Below are 461 nucleotides of genomic sequence, written 5' to 3'. Positions count from 1 at the left end.
AAGAAATTGCAGAAGTGTACGTACAAGAAAACGGCTGGTTTCTTGATCAAGATCGTTATGTTCATCCTTTTATACGCGAAAGTGATGCCTACGATGGACTTTTAAATGATCTTTCAGACGAAAAATATAATGATGAAGTCTACGGTACCTATGAACAGCAACACCACTTGCGCCTTTGTGATGTCATTTAAATGATTTAGAGCGCTTAAAACTAAGCGCTTCCTCTTCAATATTCTCCCATCAAATTAATATGAGGTTCATAATGTATAGTCTTATGAAATCAGAAAACAGTTTTAATAACGCAACAGTTCAAACTATGTCTAGCCGTGAAATTGCAGAATTGTGTGGTAAGCAACATGCACATATTATGCGGGATATTCGGCAAATGTTAGGAGAATTATATCCTGAAGGGGGTCAATCCAAATTTGGATCCACCTATTTAGATAAACAGGGTAAGACCC

At 36.9% G+C, this 461-nt stretch carries 1 protein-coding gene and 1 pseudogene; both read left to right on the top strand.

Features of this window, described 5'->3' with window-relative positions; all coding sequences use genetic code 11:
- A pseudogene (locus J7R13_RS08895) lies at nt 1-191 on the top strand (hypothetical protein); the annotation flags it as partial.
- A gap of 71 nt (nt 192-262) precedes the next feature.
- The coding region (locus tag J7R13_RS08890) for a Rha family transcriptional regulator (RefSeq protein ID WP_208438314.1) at nt 263-461 on the top strand (199 nt) is incomplete at its 3' end.

The sequence above is a fragment of the Bartonella taylorii 8TBB genome (assembly GCF_902825155.1).
Taxonomy (GTDB): domain Bacteria; phylum Pseudomonadota; class Alphaproteobacteria; order Rhizobiales; family Rhizobiaceae; genus Bartonella; species Bartonella taylorii_A.
The sequence above is the reverse complement of the archived record's forward strand: the minus strand, read 5'-3'. Positions and strand labels throughout refer to the sequence as shown.